Origin of the sequence: Thermodesulfobacterium hydrogeniphilum (assembly GCF_000746255.1) — a bacterium.
GTDB lineage: Bacteria > Desulfobacterota > Thermodesulfobacteria > Thermodesulfobacteriales > Thermodesulfobacteriaceae > Thermodesulfobacterium > Thermodesulfobacterium hydrogeniphilum.
In genome coordinates, this window is the sequence record NZ_JQKW01000012.1 from 1 (window position 1) to 16,175 (window position 16,175).

Genomic DNA, 16,175 nt, shown 5'->3' on the forward strand with positions numbered 1-16,175 from the left:
GAAGGCGCCTGGAATGGCCCGCCAGAGAGGGTGAAAGCCCCGTAGGCGAAAAGGGAGCGGTCTCCCTGGGTGTAGATCCCGAGTAGCACGGGACACGAGGAATCCCGTGTGAATCAGGGGGGACCACCCTCCAAGGCTAAATACTACCCGCACACCGATAGTGCACTAGTACCGTGAGGGAAAGGTGAAAAGAACCCCGGGAGGGGAGTGAAATAGAACCTGAAACCGCCAGCCTACAAGCGGTCGGAGGGGAGCTTTGCTCCCTGACGGCGTGCCTTTTGCATAATGAGCCCGGGAGTTGTCGTCAGCGGCAAGGCTAAGCCGTTGAGGCGGAGCCGTAGCGAAAGCGAGTCCGAATAGGGCGTTAAGTCGCTGGCGGCAGACCCGAAGCGGGACGATCTACCCATGGCCAGGGTGAAGGTGGGTTAAACCCCACTGGAGGCCCGAACCGGTGGAGGGTTAAAACTCCTCGGATGAGCTGTGGGTAGGAGTGAAAAGCTAATCGAGTCCCGTGATAGCTGGTTCTCCCCGAAATGCATTGAGGTGCAGCCTCGGGTGGTCGCTGCCGGGGGTAGAGCACTGTTTGGGCTAGGGGGCTTAACGGCCTACCAAACCCAGGCAAACTCCGAATACCGGCAAGCGTAGCCCGGGAGTGAGTCTTAGGGCGCTAACGTCCTAGGACGAGAGGGCAAGAACCCAGACCGCCAGCTAAGGCCCCTAAGTCCTGGCTAAGTGGGAAAGGAGGTGCCCCTGCTTAGACACCCAGGATGTTGGCTTAGAAGCAGCCATCATTTAAAGAGTGCGTAACAGCTCACTGGGCGAGCGGGGGTGCGCCGAAAATTACTCGGGGCTTAAGCCAGGCGCCGAAGCTGCGGGCCTGCGTGCATAGAGCACGCAGGCGGTAGGGGAGCACTCCGGTTGCCGATGAAGGTAGTCCGTAAGGACTACTGGAGGTTCCGGAGGAGAGAATCCGGGCACGAGTAGCGATAAGGAGGGTGAGAATCCCTCCCGCCGTAAGCCCAAGGTTTCCTGGGGAAGGGTCGTCCGCCCAGGGTTAGCCGGCCCCTAACCCGAGGCCGAAAGGCGTAGGGGATGGGAAGTGGGGTTAATATTCCCCCGCCATCAGGGTGGAGGCCAAGGGGTGACGCAGGAGGGAAGGGCTCCGGGGCTATATGGTTGGCCCTCCAAACCTCTAGCCCGATGATGGACCGAGGCAAATCCCGGTCCGGAGGGTGAGGGGGAGTAAGTAACCGCAAGCTACGGCTTGTGGGAAGGAGCTCGGACCACACTGCCAAGAAATAACCTCGTGGCCGTTGAAGCCCTGGTGACCGTACCGCAAACCGACACAGGTGGGCGGGCTGAGTATGCTCAGGCGCGTGGGGTAACCCTGGCTAAGGAACTCGGCAAATTGGCCCCGTAACTTCGGGAGAAGGGGTGCCCGCGTGTAGGTGTAGGTCCTCGCGACCGAAGCCGAGGCGGGTTGCAGGGAACCGGCGGTGGCGACTGTTTACCAAAAACACAGGGCTCTGCTAACTCGTAAGAGGACGTATAGGGCCCGACGCCTGCCCGGTGCTGGAAGGTGAAGGGGTGGGGTTAGCGGAGGATTATTCTTCCGCGAAGCTCTGCCCTTAAGCCCCAGTAAACGGCGGCCGTAACTATAACGGTCCTAAGGTAGCGAAATTCCTTGTCGGGTAAGTTCCGACCTGCATGAATGGCGTAACGACTGCCGCGCTGTCTCGGCCAGGGGCCCAGCGAAACTGTAGTCTCGGCGAAGATGCCGAGTACCCGCGGTGGGACGGAAAGACCCCGTGGAGCTTTACTGCAGCTTGGCATTGAATCTTGGGGTAGGATGTGCAGGATAGGTGGGAGGCTGTGAAGCCGGGGCGCCAGCTCCGGTGGAGCCACCGGTGAGATACCACCCTTCCTGCCTCAGGGTTCTAACCTGCGGGAGTTAGCCTCCCGAGGGACAGTGCCTGGCGGGCAGTTTGACTGGGGCGGTCGCCTCCTAAAAGGTAACGGAGGCGCCCAAAGGTCCCCTCAGGTGGTATGGAAATCCACCGTTGAGTGTAAGGGCATAAGGGGGCTTGACTGCGAGGCCGATAGGCCGAGCAGGGGGGAAACCCGGGCCTAGTGACCCGGCGGTCCTGAGTGGAAGGGCCGTCGATCAACGGATAAAAGTTACCCCGGGGATAACAGGCTGATCGCTCCCAAGAGTTCACATCGACGGAGCGGTTTGGCACCTCGATGTCGGCTCATCCCATCCTGGGGCTGAAGAAGGTCCCAAGGGTCGGGCTGTTCGCCCGTTAAAGGGGTACGTGAGCTGGGTTCAGAACGTCGTGAGACAGTTCGGTCCCTATCCACCGCGGGCGCAGGAGGCTTGAGGGGAGCTGCCCCTAGTACGAGAGGACCGGGGTGGACGCACCTCTGGTGACCCGGTTGTTCCACCAGGAGCAGAGCCGGGTAGCCATGTGCGGAAGGGATAACCGCTGAAAGCATCTAAGCGGGAAGCCCACCCCAAGATAAGGCCTCCCGTGGACAGGGTAACCTGTCCCCTGAAGGGCCCAGGGAGACTACCTGGTTGATAGGCCGGAGGTGGAAGCCCAGCAATGGGTGGAGCCGACCGGTACTAATAGCCCGTGCGGCTTGGCTGCAGAACCAGCTTAAAGATCCAAAGGATACCCTATTCACTTGTTTAAAATATTTTAGATTTCCCGGGTGCCTATACCGGAGGGGAAACACCCGTTCCCATTCCGAACACGGTCGTTAAGCCCTCCAGGGCCGATGGTACTGGGGCGTTACCGCCCTGGGAGAGTAGGTCGGTGCCCGGGATTTTTTTATTTAATAGTTCCTTACTTTGATCAATAATAAATAATATGAGATTTTTTTTTAAATATTTAGGTGTTTTATCTTTATTTATCTTTTTTATTCTTTCTATTCTAATTTTCGTTTCTTTTTTATATCTAAAAGTCAGTTTGCCCAGTATCTCTAAGCTTAAAAATTACCATCCTCAACAAACCAATATAGTTTATGATATAAATGGAAACATTATAGCTTTCTTGGGTCCTGTTCGTAGAATTTATGTTCCCTTAAAAGATATTCCTCCTCATGTAATAAAAGCTTTTCTTGCAGCTGAAGATGCTCATTTCTATGAACATAGAGGTATAGATTTTTTAGGAATGTTAAGAGCTTTATATAAAGATATTATACATGGCAAAATAGTTCAAGGTGGAAGCACTATAACCCAACAAGTTGTTAAATCTCTGCTTTTATCTCCTGAAAGAACCATAAGAAGAAAAATAAAAGAAATATTTTTAGCCTGGCAAATTGAAAAATATTTAACTAAAAATCAAATACTTACTATATATTTAAATCAAATCTATTTAGGAGAAGGAGCCTACGGGGTAGAAGCAGCAGCTTTAACTTATTTTAATAAACATGTCTGGGAGTTAAATCTTAGTGAAGCAGCAGTTTTAGCAGGTCTTCCAGCAGCTCCAAGTAAATATAATCCTTTAAAAAATTATAAATTAGCCCTTGCTCGTAGAAACTACGTTTTAAAAAGAATGGCAGAAGAAGGTTTTATATCTTGGAAAAAAGCTCAGATACTCTCTGCTCAGCCTATAAAATTAAATCCAAGAAATATAAGTATTCCTGCTTATGCAGCTTATTTTATAGATGCTATGAAAGAAGAATTAGAAAAAATTCTGCCTTCTGAGGTAATTAAACAGGGTGGATTAAGTATTTATACTACCTTAGATCTAAAATGGCAAAAAAAAGCTTATGAAAATGCTATAAAAACTTTGAATTCTCTTTTTCCAAATAGAAAATCTCCTGAAATAGCTGTAGTGTGTATAGATAATCAGGATGGGGGAGTTAGAGTTCTAATTGGTGGAAAAAACTATCTTAAATCATCATATAACCGTGCCATTTACGCTAAGCGTCAGCCTGGTTCAGCTTTTAAACCCTTTTTATGGGCAAAGGCTATAGATGATGGAATTTTAACTCCTGATGCAATAGTTCCTGATGAACCTTTATACTTGCCAGGAATAAATAATGGTAAAGATTGGGCTCCCAGAAATTATGATGGAAAATACTTAGGCCTTATTCCTTTAAAAGATGCTTTAGCTTATTCAAGAAATACAGTAGCTGTCAGAATTGCACTTATGTTAGGTCTTGATAGAATTGCAGATATATTAAATAAACTTGATCTTAAATTTAACAAAATTTTAAATTATAGTATAGCCCTGGGAACTTATGAGGTAACACCTTTAGAATTAACCAGATCTTTTACTATATTCCCAAATATGGGAAATATGGTAACTCCTAAATTTATAGAAGAAATATATGCAGGACTTATTTATAAAAATCCTAAACCTATATATAAAAGCAAGATAATTATAAAACCTGTTATATCTGAATATACCGCTTATATAATGAATGATTTTCTCCAGGCTGTAGTAGAGTATGGAACAGGAAAGTGTGCTCAAGCTTTAGGAGTTCCTGTGGCAGGTAAAACAGGTACCACTCAGGAATATAAAGATGCCTGGTTTATAGGTTATACCCCCTTTTATACATGCGGAGTTTGGGTAGGGTATGATAAAAAAAGAAGCTTAGGTAGAGGAGAAACCGGTGGAAAAGTAGCCTGTCCTATTTGGTTAAGTGTAATGAAAAGTATTAACCATGTATCGCAACAATTCCCAGTTTATATTTCCATCCCTAAAGAAAAAAATATAATTTTACAAAACTCAACCACTGAAAATCTATTGAATGTATTTAATTAGAATATAGAAATTTCTTCTTCTAATTTTTGAAGCTTTCTTGGCAATCTTTCTATATTATCTTTTCTAAAAGTAATAATTTTAAATTTAGAATTCAAAGATTGATGAAGTTTATCTAAAACATCTTTTACAGGCTCTTTAAACCTTATAAAAACTCTCCTTTTACAAGCATCACTATAACAAAGCTCATCTTTCCAGCTTAATAAGCTATAAATTTCTATATTTAATTTTTCAAAAATTTCTAAAACATTTTTTATTTCTAAATAAGAATTTACTATTAAACTCACCTGATAAGGACTTTGGTAAACTCCGGTGATATTTACAAAAATTTTAAAAATATCTGTTTGAGTAATAATTCCTACTACAAAACCATCTTTATTAATTACAGGTAATCCAGAAATTTTATTTTCTAACATTAAAACAGCAGCATATTCTACAGTATCATCAGGATATACTACAATAGGATCTTTAGTCATAATATCTTTAACTTTAATTTCAGAAAGTAAATAATAGAATTCATGAATATCAAAGGCTGTAATTTTAGAAGGAGTAGCTTCTCTTATATCTGAGATAGTTATTATACCAATCAATTTTCCATTTTTAGTAATGGGAATTCTGCGGATTTTAAATTCTTTTAAAATTTGAATAGCTTTAATAACAGATTCATTTTCATCAAGTGTTATAACTTCTTCTGTCATCCAATGTTGTACTAATAACATTGTTAAAAACCTCCTAATTTATGAATTAGGTGTAGCATAACTATGTAGTCCTGATAATAAAAAGTTTACTCCAAAATAAGTAAAAAGTACAGAGGCAAAACCTATTATGCTTAACCATGCCATTTTTTTTCCTCTCCAACCTCTGGTTAAACGAGCATGGATAGTACCTCCATAAATAAGCCAAGTAATAAAAGACCAAGTTTCTTTTGGATCCCAGCTCCAATAACTGCCCCAAGCTTGTTCAGCCCAAACTGAACCTGTTATAATTCCTAAGCTAAGCCAGAAAAATCCAAAAAGAATAAGTCTATACATCAAATTATCTAAGGTTGTAGGAGAAGGAAGATAGTTTTTAAAATTACTTTTGCTACTTAGTAGATAAAAAATTCCCAAAGCAAAAGCTACAGCAAAGGCACCATAACCTAAAAAACATGTAATAACATGTGCTATAAGCCAGTTACTTTTTAAAGCAGGAAGAAGGGGTTTTATCTCTGCATCAGCTTTTAAAGAGGCATAAGACATAATAAAGCTCGCTACCAAAAAAACTATACTTCCAAAAATTTTTGTAGGTAATTTAAATTCTAAAAATAAATAAATACCAGCAGTACAAAGCCCAAAAAATACCAAAGATTCATAAAGATTAGATAAAGGTATATAACCAAAGCCAGCTTGATGAGTTTGAATCCATCTAACTATAAATGCTAAAAAATTTAATATAAAACCACTCCAGCCTATAGTAGAACCTACTAATGCTCCTAATTCCCATTTAAAAATCCAGTATATTAAATAAATTATACCAGCTAATAAATATATAAAAGTACTTAAACTAAATAGCAAACTGTTTTCAGGAAGCAAAGTATGAGTCCCGAAAGCGCTTAAAGCATAAATTAAAATAGCTAAAATACAGCCTATAAAAAAATTTTTAAATTGCATTTAATATACCTCCTGCAATTTTTAACTTAAATATACTTAGAATTTTATAAAAAACAACTTTTTTCTAAGTAGATATTATATTCAAAACTTTCAATAAAGGCAAAAGTTTATGACAGATCTCAATCCACTCTTTTTTCCCCTCTTCAACTTCATCCATAAATTTTTCAAGCTCTCTGGTAAATTCTTCAGATACATATTCTTCATAATTAGATTTTAAATAATTGTAAACTTCTTTTCCTAAGGGGGTAGGTACTAATCCACCATTTTTAAGTTCATAAACATAATACCTTTGTAATAAAGTAGAGACAATTTCAGCATAAGTAGAGGGTCTTCCCAGGCCTCTTTTTTTCATTTCTTGAATAAGAGAACCCTGATTATAAAGAAAAACCTTAGGAACTTTAGTATATTGCACATTTTCAGGATATAAATTTTTTGAGGATTTGAAAAGTTGGGGCTTGGTCCAGAAGTATTCATATCCAGGTTCAATAATATCCAAAATAAGGGTTTCTTTCCAAGAATAAGAAAGGAGTCTAAATTCAAATACGCCTTTTAAAACTTTTGTTTTTCTGGTCTGGCTTGCCATAAATCTTCTAAAAATTATATCATAAAGCTTAAAACTATCCTTAGGCTTTTTAAAAGTTAAAAGACCATGTGCTACTCTTAGTTTAATTTCAGTTAAATCCCAAGGTCGGGTAGGTCTTATACCTTCATGTGCCCCCTCACTATACCATTCTCTTGGAAAAAAATATTCTTCTCCCAAAATCTGAGTAATGTATGGTTTGGCTACTTGATAGCGTCCTACATCTGAAATTCTTGTAGAATCTGTTCTATGATAAGTGATTAATCCAAGTTCAAAGAGTTCCTGTAAAAGCTGCATAGTGTAAGCTGAAGAAAATTTAAAAAAATGAAAGGCCTCTTCTAAAATTGTATCTGTAGTGTACGGAGGAGGTGGTGAGATTTCATCTTCAAATCGTTTAATTTCTACTATATTAAGCTTGGGAAATTCCTCTAAAATTTTTTTAGCTAATTCCTTATCTTCAAGTTCAATAGAAAATTTATTTCCATTTAATTCAAAACTTATTCTGTATTTGTGTTGTTTAGCTAATTCTGCTCTTTCTATAATCCACCCAAGCACAGGAGTTTGAACTCTGCCAGCAGATAAATAATGTTTTTTAAAAACCTTCCATAATTGTTGAGAGAGGGAAAACCCTACCCACCTATCTGCTATACGTCTTGCTAACTGGGCTTTAACTCTATACAAATTTATTTCTTGAGGAGACTCTAAAGCTTTTCTTAAAGCTCTTTCTGTAACTTCATGAAATTCCAATCTTTTTATATTAGGTTGAAAGGGTTTTAAATTTATATATAAATCATAGGCAATTTTTTCTCCTTCTGCATCAGGATCTGAGGCTACAAAGGTCTTGTCAGCGCAAAAAGAAAGAGTTCTTAAAACCTCAATGATTTCTCCTTTATCAAATATTTCTTTACCATTCTTTGGTTTTTCATCTACATACTGTTCTCCTGTCTCTTTGTCAATTTTAATGGTACCAAACACAGGATAAAAATTTCCATTAGATTTTAAAACCCCAAATATACCCTTTTTTCTGGAAAGATTAAAAACATGCCCCAAAGAAGCACAAATAGAAAGCAAAGTGTTTTCCATAGGTATTTCATAAACCCAGACATTTTTAATTCTTCTAATAGATGGTTTTCCAAAAAAATTCGCAATAGTTTTGGCTTTATGAGGAGATTCTACAATAATAAGATAATTTTTGAAATCTATTTTTTCTTTAATTAACTTTTGTCTTTCTTCTTTTATTTTTTTATCCAGCTTTAAAGCCTCTTCAAAATTTATCTCTTTAATTTCTGTCTCATCTCCTAAATAAAACCTAAGGCGTTTTTTAAGGCTATTTAAAGCCTTAAAATTATCAACTAAAATAATAGAAAGCCCTGGTAAAAGCCCTCTTGTAGTTAATCTTGAAACTCTACCAGATGCTTGTAGATAAGAAGAGGCATTTCCTACTATCACATTATAACTTCCATCTTCATCCCTTTCTAAAAAGACCTCATCACTTTTTTCAAGTTTTTTTATAAATTCTGAATTGTTAAGTTTAGATTCCAAAAACTCTTTTATAGAAAGTATTTTCTTATAAAGACCTTCATATTGAGACACTTGTTCTTCTTTTAAAGTTAAATATCTTTTTAAATAAGCTATATAAGAAAGAGCAGTTATTCTTTCTTCATCTTCAAAAAGAGGCATTAAAGAAAGAGTTATATTATGAAGAAATTGAGGAGAAATAGAAAGTGAAAAACCTTCTTTACTTTTTGAAAGCGGAAAAACATGCTTGGGAACTCCTAAAAAAATGACATACCTTAAAATTTCAGGAAGATCTACACCTCTTACCAAAGGATTACTTATATGACATAATCCTATAGCTACATCTACTTCTTTATTTTTTAAAGCATTTAAAAGATCTTTTTCCTTAGCCTCTAAATAAGAAATAACTTTATAACCTTTATCTTTTAAGTAATTAGTGGCAATTTCTACATAACTTCTTCCAAAAGCTTCTTCTATAAATAAAAGCCCACCTTCTTTTAAATATTTTATAAGTTTTTCAGCTTCCTCAAGAAGTTTATAAAAAATAAGATCTTTTTTATCTTTTGAATTTTCTTTTTCTAAATTATTTAAATCTACAGATATATAAGAGTCTATTACCTTTCTTAAAGTAGAAACAAAACGGGTTATCTCAAAACCAAGAAGGTTTTGGAAAAGAAGAACTCTGTTAGTTTTAGGCTTAAGAGTGGCAGAAGAAACTATAAGTTGCTTTAATTTGTTTTTATGTTTTTCCTTTATTTTAAGAAGTTTTTCATAATCTTTTTCATTCTTATTTCTTTTTAAGGCTAATTCTATCTCTTTTTTGGAAAAACCAAGTAATAAAAATAGGTTATCTACATTTTTACCGCTTTTTAAAAAAGAATCCACATCATCTACAAAAATAAAAGAAAAATCTATATTTTTCAAAAGATCAAAATTTCTATGCATAAAGGCAGAGGTGCAGATAAAAATATTAAATTTACCTTGTTCCAAAAGCTCTTTCTCTTTTTTAGTCCCTGTATAACTTAAAATTCGTTTTGTTTTTAAATAAGGCTCTTTTATTTTTTCTAAATAATTATAAAGTCTTTCTTCTACCTGTTTTACAAGCATTTTAGTTGGGACTATAATAAGGGCTTTTTTAGTGGTAAGAATACTGCTTATCAACCCAAAAGTGGATTTTCCTGTGCCAGTGGGAGCTACTATAGCAAAGGATTCACCTAAAAAAAATCTTTTAGCCCATCCTATTTGTAAAGAAGAAGGAGAGGTTTTTAAGATTTGATTAAAAATTTCTTTAAAAATTTTTACTTTTTTTTCTACTTCACAATAAACTTTTAGATCTTTTAAAGTTTTTTGTGAATCTAAAATATAACATATTTCATTTATATTAAATTGAGATAATTTGGATTCTTCATCTAAGCATTTATCACAGGGAAGACCTTTAAAAAGTCTTTCATCAGAAATTATATTATGACAATTGGGACAACCGTTGGCAACATAAAAAAGCATAAAACCTCCTATTCTTTACTTAGCCTGATTCTATTATAATATATAATATTTAAAAACAATAAAAGGAAAATAAAAAAAAACAAGCCAAGGAAAAAATTTTTATGTTGAATTTTATAATTAAAACCAATGATCTTTTTACCAAGCTAAGCATTCTATCTCAGGCTGCTAAATATGATAAAATTTGCACAGGCACAGGAAAAGAATTTAAAACTGATAAAAGCTTTTTGAACGGTATTTATTATACATACCTTTCTAATGGAAAATGTATGCCTCTTTTAAAGATTCTTTATACCAATATTTGTAAAAATGATTGTAAATACTGCTATAATCGGAGAGCTAATGATATCAAGAGAACTATTTTTTCTCCTGAAGAAATAGCAAAACTTAGTGTAGAGCTTTATAAAAAAGGCTATATAAAAGGTTTATTTTTAAGTTCTGGTATCTATCATAGCTCTGATGACACTATGGAGCTTATGATAAAAGCTATAGAAATTCTGAGAAAAATCTACGATTTTAAGGGATATATTCATCTTAAGATTTTACCAGGAACTTCTGAAGAGCTAATAAAAAAAGCTGTAATACTTGCAAATAGAGTAAGCTGTAATATAGAACTTCCAACGCAAAAAAGTTTGAAATTTTTAGCTCCTGAAAAGGATAAGAACGAACTTATAAAAACCTTGGCACTTATTAAAAAAGCAAAACTTGAAATAGAAAAACCTGTTTCCTCCTCTACTCAGCTTATTATTGGAGCAACTCCTGATAATGATAAAACTATTTTAAATTTAGCAAAAAGTTTATATAAAAATAAACTGGTAAAAAGAATTTATTATTCTGCTTATATCCCTGTTAATAATGATCCTGAGCTTCCTAAAATAGACAAATCTCCTTATAGAAGAGAACACAGACTTTACCAGGCAGATTGGCTGATAAGATTTTATGGTTTTTCCTTAGATGAAATTTTTTCTGATAAAGAAAATTTAGACCTTGAAATAGATCCAAAGCTAAAATGGGCTCTTTCTCATCCTGAATTTTTTCCGGTAGATCTTGCTAAATCTGATTATTGGGAATTAATAAGAGTGCCTGGTATAGGAATTAAAACTGCTAAAAAGATTATAGAAATTAGAAAAACTTCTGAAATAAATGAAGGAGTATTAAAAAAGCTGGGAATACCTTTAAAAAAAGCTATGTATTTTATAATAATTAAAGGTAAACCTTTAAAAAGACCAAGTTCTTTTAAAATCAATCAGTTGACTTTTAATTTTTCTTCGGAGAAAAAAAGTGTCCAATTATTTTGATAAGATTGCAGATAAATATGATAAATGGTATCAAACGAAAGTAGGAAACTATGTAGATACTACAGAAAAAGACCTGATTTTTTCTTTGCTAAAAAGTAAAAATGGATTAGCCTTGGATTTGGGTTGTGGAACAGGAAATTACACTTTGGAACTTTTTAAAAGAGGTTTTGAAGTGATAGGAGTTGATATAAGCAAAGAAATGCTAAAAATTGCTAAAAAGAAATTCCCTAAAAGCTTTTTTATAAGAGCAGATGCTTATAAATTACCCTTTAAAAAAGAAACTTTTGATCTTGTTTTAAGTATTACTATGTTTGAGTTTATAAAAAAGCCTGAAGAGGTTCTAAAAGAGATTTATAAAATTTTAAAACCAGGAGGAGAACTTATTATAGGAACTATGAATGAGAGAAGCCTCTGGTTTTTTTTTAAAAAACTTAAAAGCCTGTTTGTAGAAACAGCTTATAGATATGCCAATTTTTATACTCCCAGTGAGCTTAAAAAATTATGTCTTTCCTGTGGATTTAGAGAAATAGAAGTAAGAGGTATTATTTATTTACCTTCATTTTTTCCTTTTTTAAATTTTGCTAAAAAATTGGATAAAAAGCTTGCTAACACTTTTTTAAAAAACATAGGAGCCTTTGTAGTTGTAAGATGTAAAAAATGAGATAAGGAGTAATTTTTATGAAAATAAAAGATCTAATTTATTTAGATTACAATGCTACCACACCTTGTTTACCAGAGGTAATAGAAGCTTTTAAGCTTTATTCCTTAGAATATTTTGCAAATCCAAGCTCAGGCCATAAATTTGGTATATTTGTAAAAGAACATTTAGAAAAGTTTCGCCAGAAAATAGCAGAACTTATAAATGCTGAACCAGAGGAAATCTATTTTACTTCAGGAGGAACAGAATCTAATCATTTAGCTCTATTTGGAATAGCTTTAGCCAAAGAAAAAGGGCATATTTTAGTAAGTGCTTTTGAACATCCCTCAGTTTTAAATCCGGCTGCAAAGCTTTTAGAACTTGGTTTTGATGTAGATTTTATACCTGTTAATTCTCAGGGTTATGTAGAACCTGGAGAAATAGAAAAACGCTTAAAATCTGATACTATATTAGTTTCTGTAATGTTTGCTAATAATGAAATAGGAACAATCCAGCCTGTAAAAGAAATAGCCCAAATCTGTAAAGAAAGAAAGATTATATTTCATACTGATGCCTGTCAGGCTGTAGGAAAAATTCCGGTTGATGTAAAAGAAATTGGATGTGATCTTTTAAGTATAGCAGGACATAAAATGTATGCTCCCAAGGGGATAGGAGCTATTTTTATCAGAAAAAGTGTTGATATTTCTCCTTTATTTTTTGGAGGGGGACAGGAAAGAGGAATAAGACCAGGAACAGAGCCAGTAGGGCTTATTGCTGCTCTGGCTAAAGCTGCAGAAATAGCTAAAATAGATGTGGAAGCTGAAGCAGAAAGGCTTATCTATTTAAGAGAACAATTATACGAAGGCTTAAAAGAAATTTATCCTGAGCTTTATCGTTATGGTATTCCAGAAAAAACTCTACCCAACACCTTAACTATTTCTTTTGTAGGAAAAAAGGGAACTCAAATTTTAGCTGATCTTCATCAGATTTGTGCTTCTACAGGCTCTGCCTGCCATGATAGAAAAGGCTCACACACTCTTTTAGCTTTAAAAGTTAAGCCTGAAATAGCAGAAGGAACTATAAGGTTTTCCTTAGGAAGATATACTAATCTTGAAGATATAGAAAATACACTGGAATTTTTCCGTGAGTATTTTAAATGATGTTTAAAAACACAGGACAGATATTTTTAATAAAATCCTTTGATCTTAGCTTAGAAGAAAAATCTTTTTATAAAGATTTAAATTTTAAGCACTTTATATTTTTTAAAGAGCATTTTAAAAGAGATTTTAGAGCTTATTTAGAGAATCTTAAACAGAATTTAAATCTGGGTTTTTTGGCTGTGGATCAGGAAGGGGGAAGGGTTTGTAGGATAGATGGTGATTTCAAGTCCCCCTTAGAAATAGCCAGTTTATATCAGGAAAAAAAGGATGAAAATATAGTAAGATCCTGGGCTAAAAAAATAGCTGAAACAGTAAAGAATTACAACCTTAATTTAAATCTTGCTCCTTGTGTAGATTTGGCGGATGAAAAAGTAGAGGATTTTTTGAGAAACAGAACCTTTGGAAAAGATCCTGATCTTGTTAAAAGACTTGCTAAAATTTTTATAGAGGAACATAAAAAACAAAGTATATTCACTTGTATTAAGCATTTTCCAGGATTAAAAGATATTGAAATAGATCCACATAAAGAACTTCCTTTTAAAGAAAGACTTGATAAGGAAAGTCTTAAAGTTTTTAAATTTTTTATAAAAAAAAATATGTCTTTTATTATGACTACTCATATTTTAATTAAAGAAATAGAAAATATTCCTGTAACTTTTTCTGAAAAAATGATAAGTTTTTTAAGAAAAAAATTGAATTATAAAGGACTGATTTTTACAGATGATTTAAATATGGGGGCGTTAAATAAGTGGGAACTTCAGGAGAGGATTATTTTAAGCATAGCAAGTGGCCATAATATTCTTATTTTTTGTGGATACTGGGAAAATTTAGCTCAAGCTATTTTTGATATAAAATCAGAGTTAGAAAAAAGTCAGATATTAAAAGAAAGACTCAAAGAGAGTCTGTTTGTTTTAAAAAGATATTTTTAAAAGATAAAATATCCACAGGATAATTGATACTAAAAATACAGAAGGTGTAAGATATTTATATACTTTCACCAGATCAGCTTTATAATATTTAGAAGTCAAGATTAAACAGAGATGAAGAGGAGAAAGCATAACTCCCATTAATCCTCCACCGAAAATTAACATAAAATTTAAAGGATTAAAAAAACTTCCCATACCACTGAAATTTAAAAGTAAAGGAAAAACTATAGCAGAAAATCCTAATTCTATACCTACTGCAAAACCTATTATAAAGGAAAGCATAAAAGCAGCAAATGGAATAGGAATATGAAACATTTTTAAATCCTCAAAAAATATTTGAGCAGAATTAGTATAAATAATAAGATGTTTGTAAAACATTACTCCTATAATAAGAAGAAGGATACCAGGATCAAGAGAATTTCTTAAAATCCCTTTTATTTGTGATGGTTTAGGGTGTTTATGAAAATAAAGTAGGGCTATTGTACATGGAATAGTAATCAGAAGTTTTATGTGAAAAAAGAAGGAGAGGATAATTATTAAAATAAGGGGATATAAAGAAGAAATAACAGATTTAAGATCATTTAAATTAAAAGAAGTTTTTGTGCGCATTTTAAAGAAATCTTTCATAAAAATAAAAATCATAATTATCATTGCCAGAGTTATTAAATAATCTGCTTCAATTATCTTTAAAAGTTCGGCATTTGTTATAGTTTTTGCAAGGATAAAGCTTGGGTAAAGAGGCCATACAGCAACCCATAGATGTCTACACCAATAATTTATAAAAGTGGCTTTTACTGGATCCACTTGATATTTTAAAACAAGGTCTTTTATCATTATAGCTGATACTAAAGCTCCTCCAGGCATTGGTAGAAATCCTACTATAGCTGGCAAAATGATTAGACTCATTTTACCAGTAAGTGCTTCAATTTTCTCACTTAGGTTTTGGAATAGACCAAACTCTTGCATAGAGAATCCTAAGATAAAAGCAGAAACAATAAGAACTATAAGTTCTAAAGTGTCTTTAGAAGTAATAGTGATAAGAAATCTTGTTAAAGTTTTTTCTTTAATAGTAAGAAATCCAAGAACAAAAGATCCTATTAATATAGCAAGAGTAACACTCTTTTTAGTGCGAATTATGAAAAGAATTATAAATATAGAAAGAAGCAATGCAAAACATGGATTCATAATGTTTTAAATTATAATACAAATTTTAATAAAAACTTGGATGATATTTGGAAAGAGGTATAATTATTTTAATATCAAAAATAATTGAAAAGGAAATGAAAAATGAGCAAGAAGGTTTTATATGAGGAAGTGGTATCAGCAGTAAAAGAGGGATATATTAAAGCCTGTAAAAAGCTTCCAGAAAATGTAATAAAGTTTTTTGAAGAAGCATTAAAAAAGGAGAAAAATCTTTTAGCAAAAGCTGTTTTTGAGGTATTAATAGAAAACAGCAGAATAGCTGAGAAAGAAGCACTTCCTCTTTGTCAGGATACTGGTATTCCTGTAGTATGGGTAAGAATAGGGGAAAAGATAAAGATTGAGAATTTAGAGAAGGCTATTAATGAAGGTTTAGCTTTGGCTCAAAAAGAAGGGTATCTCAGAGCTTCTGTTTGTGATCCTCTTACCAGAAAGAATACAGGAACAAATACTCCTGCTGTAATTCATTATGAAATTGTGCCAGAAGATATATTTGAAATAGAACTTTTGCCAAAGGGATGTGGAAGTGAGAATATGAGTGCTCTTGCTATGTTATCTCCTTCAGCTGGTGTTGAAGGGATTAAAAATTTTGTAATAGAAACAGTTAAAAAAGCAGGACCTAATCCTTGTCCACCGGTTATTGTAGGAGTAGGGATAGGAGGAGATTTTGAAAAATCTGCACTTTTAGCCAAAAGGGCTTTATATAGAGAAATTGGTGCTTTAAATTCAGATCCAGAAATTGCAAAAATAGAGAAAGAACTTTTAGAAAAAATAAATACTCTTGGTATAGGTCCTTTGGGTTTTAAAGGAAATATCACATGTTTAGCAGTGCATATAGAAACTCATCCCTGTCATATAGCCAGTTTACCTGTGGCTGTGAATATACAATGTCATTGCGCGAGAATTTTTAAAATAAAATTTTTATAATGGAA

At 34.8% G+C, this 16,175-nt stretch carries 10 protein-coding genes and 2 rRNA genes; 8 read left to right on the forward strand and 4 right to left on the reverse strand.

The features are described 5' to 3' along the window. The 3 genes from CC87_RS06885 to CC87_RS06895 form a co-directional block, all read left to right on the forward strand. A 23S ribosomal RNA gene (locus tag CC87_RS06885) occupies positions 1 to 2,651 on the forward strand; the annotation flags it as partial. 60 nt (positions 2,652 to 2,711) lie between these two features. Continuing rightward, a 5S ribosomal RNA gene (rrf, locus tag CC87_RS06890) occupies positions 2,712 to 2,828 on the forward strand. 45 nt (positions 2,829 to 2,873) lie between these two features. Then, positions 2,874 to 4,778 (forward strand): penicillin-binding protein 1A, encoded by a 1,905-nt coding sequence (locus CC87_RS06895; RefSeq protein WP_051920715.1) that lies wholly within the window; start codon positions 2,874 to 2,876, stop codon positions 4,776 to 4,778. Here CC87_RS06895 and CC87_RS06900 read toward each other — a convergent pair. The 3 genes from CC87_RS06900 to rgy all read right to left on the reverse strand — a co-directional run bounded on the left by CC87_RS06900 (position 4,775) and on the right by rgy (position 10,025). After that, entirely contained in the window at positions 4,775 to 5,494 is a 720-nt protein-coding gene (locus CC87_RS06900; protein ID WP_038057541.1) for a CBS domain-containing protein, read from the reverse strand. The genes CC87_RS06895 and CC87_RS06900 overlap by 4 nt on opposite strands. 18 nt (positions 5,495 to 5,512) lie before the next feature. Next, positions 5,513 to 6,424 carry a c-type cytochrome biogenesis protein CcsB gene (ccsB, locus tag CC87_RS06905; RefSeq protein WP_084222229.1) on the reverse strand — a complete coding sequence of 304 codons (912 nt, stop codon included), beginning with the start codon at positions 6,422 to 6,424 and terminating at the stop codon, positions 5,513 to 5,515. 64 nt (positions 6,425 to 6,488) lie between these two features. Next, positions 6,489 to 10,025: a reverse gyrase gene (rgy, locus tag CC87_RS06910; protein WP_038057543.1), complete on the reverse strand. Its 3,537-nt coding sequence runs from the start codon at positions 10,023 to 10,025 to the stop codon at positions 6,489 to 6,491. A gap of 101 nt (positions 10,026 to 10,126) precedes the next feature. Here rgy and CC87_RS06915 point away from each other — a divergent pair, with 101 nt between their 5' ends. From CC87_RS06915 to CC87_RS06930, 4 genes are read left to right on the forward strand one after another with little or no spacing between them, the layout of a single operon-like run. Then, on the forward strand, positions 10,127 to 11,320 hold the full coding sequence (locus CC87_RS06915) for a putative DNA modification/repair radical SAM protein (protein ID WP_038057545.1): 1,194 nt from the start codon (positions 10,127 to 10,129) through the stop codon (positions 11,318 to 11,320). Beyond that, positions 11,304 to 11,981: a class I SAM-dependent methyltransferase gene (locus tag CC87_RS06920; RefSeq protein ID WP_038057547.1), complete on the forward strand. Its 678-nt coding sequence runs from the start codon at positions 11,304 to 11,306 to the stop codon at positions 11,979 to 11,981. The genes CC87_RS06915 and CC87_RS06920 overlap by 17 nt, the downstream gene beginning before the upstream one ends. A gap of 17 nt (positions 11,982 to 11,998) precedes the next feature. Next, entirely contained in the window at positions 11,999 to 13,117 is a 1,119-nt protein-coding gene (locus CC87_RS06925) for a cysteine desulfurase family protein (protein WP_038057549.1), read from the forward strand. Next, the gene (locus tag CC87_RS06930; RefSeq protein WP_038057551.1) at positions 13,114 to 14,046 is read left to right on the forward strand and encodes a glycoside hydrolase family 3 N-terminal domain-containing protein; all 933 of its coding nucleotides are present in this window, start codon (positions 13,114 to 13,116) and stop codon (positions 14,044 to 14,046) included. Before CC87_RS06925 ends, CC87_RS06930 begins: the two co-directional genes overlap by 4 nt. Here the strand turns inward: CC87_RS06930 and CC87_RS06935 are convergent. Further along, positions 14,029 to 15,228 carry a DUF401 family protein gene (locus CC87_RS06935; protein WP_038057553.1) on the reverse strand — a complete coding sequence of 400 codons (1,200 nt, stop codon included), beginning with the start codon at positions 15,226 to 15,228 and terminating at the stop codon, positions 14,029 to 14,031. The genes CC87_RS06930 and CC87_RS06935 overlap by 18 nt on opposite strands. A gap of 102 nt (positions 15,229 to 15,330) precedes the next feature. On the opposite strand from CC87_RS06935, the gene CC87_RS06940 reads away from it, so the two are divergent. After that, the gene (locus CC87_RS06940) at positions 15,331 to 16,170 is read left to right on the forward strand and encodes a fumarate hydratase (protein WP_038057555.1); all 840 of its coding nucleotides are present in this window, start codon (positions 15,331 to 15,333) and stop codon (positions 16,168 to 16,170) included. Positions 16,171 to 16,175: the final 5 nt, after the last annotated feature.

Excerpts from the sequence above, each read along its gene's own strand:
- ccsB (WP_084222229.1), bottom strand. The coding sequence starts at position 6,424 with ATGCAATTTAAAAATTTTTTTATAGGCTGTATTTTAGCTATTTTAATT.
- CC87_RS06915 (WP_038057545.1), top strand. The coding sequence starts at position 10,127 with ATGTTGAATTTTATAATTAAAACCAATGATCTTTTTACCAAGCTAAGC.
- CC87_RS06935 (WP_038057553.1), bottom strand. The coding sequence starts at position 15,228 with ATGAATCCATGTTTTGCATTGCTTCTTTCTATATTTATAATTCTTTTC.
- rgy (WP_038057543.1), bottom strand. The coding sequence starts at position 10,025 with ATGCTTTTTTATGTTGCCAACGGTTGTCCCAATTGTCATAATATAATT.
- CC87_RS06895 (WP_051920715.1), top strand. The coding sequence starts at position 2,874 with ATGAGATTTTTTTTTAAATATTTAGGTGTTTTATCTTTATTTATCTTT.
- CC87_RS06940 (WP_038057555.1), top strand. The coding sequence starts at position 15,331 with ATGAGCAAGAAGGTTTTATATGAGGAAGTGGTATCAGCAGTAAAAGAG.
- CC87_RS06900 (WP_038057541.1), bottom strand. The coding sequence starts at position 5,494 with ATGTTATTAGTACAACATTGGATGACAGAAGAAGTTATAACACTTGAT.
- CC87_RS06930 (WP_038057551.1), top strand. The coding sequence starts at position 13,114 with ATGATGTTTAAAAACACAGGACAGATATTTTTAATAAAATCCTTTGAT.
- CC87_RS06925 (WP_038057549.1), top strand. The coding sequence starts at position 11,999 with ATGAAAATAAAAGATCTAATTTATTTAGATTACAATGCTACCACACCT.